The organism is Longimicrobium sp. (assembly GCF_036554565.1).
GTDB lineage: Bacteria > Gemmatimonadota > Gemmatimonadetes > Longimicrobiales > Longimicrobiaceae > Longimicrobium.
This window is the reverse complement of sequence record NZ_DATBNB010000324.1, coordinates 1-3,095: the sequence shown is the minus strand read 5'-3', so window position 1 is coordinate 3,095 and position 3,095 is coordinate 1. Positions and strand designations below refer to the sequence as shown.

4 protein-coding genes are annotated in these 3,095 nt (G+C 70.3%); all 4 read left to right on the top strand.

Features of this window, described 5'->3' with window-relative positions; translation table 11 throughout:
• Window positions 1-641, top strand: a 641-nt coding sequence (locus VIB55_RS08990) for a phosphate acyltransferase (RefSeq protein WP_331876323.1), incomplete at its 5' end; no start/stop codon positions are given.
• Between the two features lie 151 nt (window positions 642-792).
• Window positions 793-1,125, top strand: coding sequence for an STAS domain-containing protein (locus VIB55_RS08985; RefSeq protein WP_331021660.1), 333 nt, complete (start codon window positions 793-795; stop codon window positions 1,123-1,125).
• A 131-nt stretch (window positions 1,126-1,256) separates the two neighbouring features.
• A complete protein-coding gene (locus tag VIB55_RS08980; protein ID WP_331876322.1) occupies window positions 1,257-1,724 on the top strand; it encodes an ATP-binding protein in 468 nt (155 codons plus the stop codon).
• A 16-nt stretch (window positions 1,725-1,740) separates the two neighbouring features.
• On the top strand, window positions 1,741-3,095 hold a 1,355-nt coding region (locus VIB55_RS08975), incomplete at its 3' end, for a PP2C family protein-serine/threonine phosphatase (RefSeq protein WP_331876321.1).

The following is a 3,095-nucleotide window of genomic DNA, read 5'->3' as shown; positions in this document are numbered from 1 at the left end:
CGGATGGGTGCGTCGCGGGGGCGGTGAGCACCACGGCGGACGTCATGCGGGCCGCCATCTGGGCGATCGGCCCGGCGCCGGGAATCCGCACGGTGTCGTCCACCTTCTACATGGTGGTGCCCCCGTTCCGCGGGGCGGGCGAAGAGGTGCTCAGCTACACCGACGCCGCGGTGGTCCCGGACCCCACGGCCGAGCAGCTGGCCGACATCGCCCTCGCGGCGGCGGAAGCGCGGCGGAAGGTGGTGGGCGACGATGCGCGCGTGGCCTTCCTCTCGTATTCCACCAAGGGGAGCGCGGCGGGGCCGTCCATCGACAAGGTGCGCCGGGCGCTGGAGATCTTCCGCGAGAAGGCGCCCCACATTCCGGCGGACGGCGAGCTGCAGGCAGACGCGGCGTTGGTCGAGTCGGTCGGCGCGCGCAAGTCGCCGGGATCGGCCGTGGCGGGACGGGCGAACGTGCTGGTCTTTCCCGACCTGGACGCCGGCAACATCGCCTACAAGCTCACGCAGCGCCTGGCACGCGCGGAGGCGGTCGGACCCATCGTGCAGGGGCTGGCGAAGCCGTGCAACGACCTGTCGCGCGGCGCCACGCCCGCCGACATCGTCAACGTGGCCTGCATCACCGGCCTGCTGGCGGGGTGACGCTTATTGCGCAAGCGCGCCCCGCGCCCTACCGTGTGCTCCGTACAGCGGAAGGGCCGGGCCGGCCTCCGCGTTTTGGGCCGGAGGTGGCACATCGCTTGCCCCGGCATGCCCAGGGTGTTTTACCCGGAACCGTGGATACCGAGGAGTCATGAGCTTCCACACGAGCAAGAACAATGGTGTGGTGGTGGTCGATGTGGATGGGCAGCTCATCGTGGGCAACCGCCAGGAGCTGAAGCAGAAGGTGCTCGACGAGTTGGAAGGCGGGGAGCGCAAGTTTCTCATCGACTTCTCCAACACCGGCTACATCGATTCGTCCGGCCTGGGCGTGCTCGTGAGCCTGTCGAAGAAGATCCGCGAGCAGGGTGGCGAGCTGCGGCTGGCCAACCTGAACGAGGACCTGCGGACGCTGTTCGAGCTCACCAAGCTCGACACGCTGTTCAACATCGCCGACACTCGCGAAGCGGCCCTCACGGGCTTCTGATCCGGCCCACACTGCAACGGTCCGGCGGCCGTTCCGGGCTGGTGCCCGGCGCGGCCCGCCGCGTTTGCCCATGACGACCAGGCCACGGCGGGCCATGCACCGCTCCGCGCAGGCAAAGGTGCGCTAGGCACATGGCAAAACCCGATATCGGCGGCTCTCCGCCCGAGCAGAGCGTGTTCGTGCTGGAGCTGCCCAGCGACCCGCGGGTCATCGAGGGAGCCGTCGGCTACCTCTCCGACCGGCTGCGGGCCTACGACTTCGACGGCTCACGGCTGACCCTCAACTTTCGCGTGGGGATGGCCGAGGTACTGGCCAACGCCATGATCTATGGCAACGGCAGCGACCCCGACAAGCGCGTGCGCGTAGAGGTGGAGCTGTCGCGCGACGCGGTGTCCGTCCAGGTGCAGGACGAGGGCACCGGCTTCGACCCCGGCCACGTGCCCGACCCCACCCTCCCAGAAAACCTCGACCTGTGCGGCGGCCGCGGCATCTTCCTGATCCGCACGCTGATGGACGAGGTGCGCTACAACGACGCGGGCAACTGCGTTCGCCTGGTGCTGCGCCGCGACGAATCGCGGCGCCGCGCATCGGGCGAGTGAACTCCTGTCGATCCAGGTGACTACGGCCGCCCCCAGCCCTCCCCGCCTTCCCGCCTCCGCGCGCGGAGTGCTCGACGACTTTCGCCGGGCATTCGGCGAAGCTGCGCTCGTCTGGCAGCGTGTGGGCGACGGGTGGGATACGGCCGGCGGCTTTCAGCCCGCCGCGCACGGCCGCTCGGTGGACGCGGCGGCGGAGGTGCCGGGGACGGCGCTGCGGGTGGAGATCCGCGATGGCTCGGCGGAGGACTCGGCGGCCGCGGCGCGCTTCCTGGGTGCCATGCTGGCCCGCGCGGCCAGGCACGAAGACGAGATCCGCTCGTTCAGCCGCGAGATCGGCGAGCGCTACGAAGAGATCACGCTGCTGTACTCCATCAGCGAGATCCTTGGCTCCATCATCTCGCTGGAGAACGCCGCGCGCACCATCCTCGGCGAGGTAGCCAGCATCCTCAGCGCCCGCCGCGCCGCCCTGTGGGTGCACGACCGCGACACGGGGATGATCCGGCTGGCAGCCGTGGTGGGGGGCGAAGGGCACTCCGAGCCGGTGGCGGTCGACGACCCGTGCTCCATCACGGCGGCCGTGTTCCGCGAGGGGCGCCACGTGCTCCTGGGGCCCGGCGAGGAGTACCAGCGCGAAGACTGCACGAGCGGCGCGCGGCAGCGGGGATCGTTCCTGTCCGTGCCCGTCAGCTACACCCCGCCCGAGGGCGAGACCCGGGCGGTGGGCGTCATCAACCTGATCGGGCGCGAGACCAACGAGGGCTTTTCCGCCGGCGACCTGAAGCTGCTGTCCGCCATCGCCAGCCAGATCGGCGCGGCGGTCGAGAACAACCGGCTGATCGCCGAATCGTTGATCCAGCAGCGGCTGGCGCGCGAACTGGAGCTGGCGCACGACCTCCAGTTGAAGCTGCTTCCCCCGCTGGAGCAGTTCCGGGGCTACGCCGAGGTGGCCGCGCGATGCGTCCCCGCCGAGTCGGTGGGCGGCGACTTCTACCACCTGTTCCGGCTTCCCAACAACCGGCTGGGGGTGCTGATCGGCGATGTCAGCAGCCACGGGTTCGGCGCGGCGCTGATCATGGCGCTCACCATCAGCGCCGTGGCCATCCACGCCTCCGAGGGCGACGCGCCCAGCGAGGTGCTGCACCGCACCCACCGCGCGGTGATCGACGAGCTGGAGAACACGGAGATGTACCTGACCCTGTTCTACTGCGTCATCGATCCCGCCGCGGGGACGCTGGCCTACTCCAACGCCGGCCACGGCCACGCCTTCCGCATTACCGCCGGGGGAGAGGCGGTGCGGCTGGACGCGACCGATCCGCCGTTCGGCATCGTGGGCCGCGACACCTACGGGGAAGAGACGGTGGCCTGGACGGG

Excerpts from the sequence above, each read along its gene's own strand:
- VIB55_RS08985 (WP_331021660.1), top strand. The coding sequence starts at position 793 with ATGAGCTTCCACACGAGCAAGAACAATGGTGTGGTGGTGGTCGATGTG.
- VIB55_RS08980 (WP_331876322.1), top strand. The coding sequence starts at position 1,257 with ATGGCAAAACCCGATATCGGCGGCTCTCCGCCCGAGCAGAGCGTGTTC.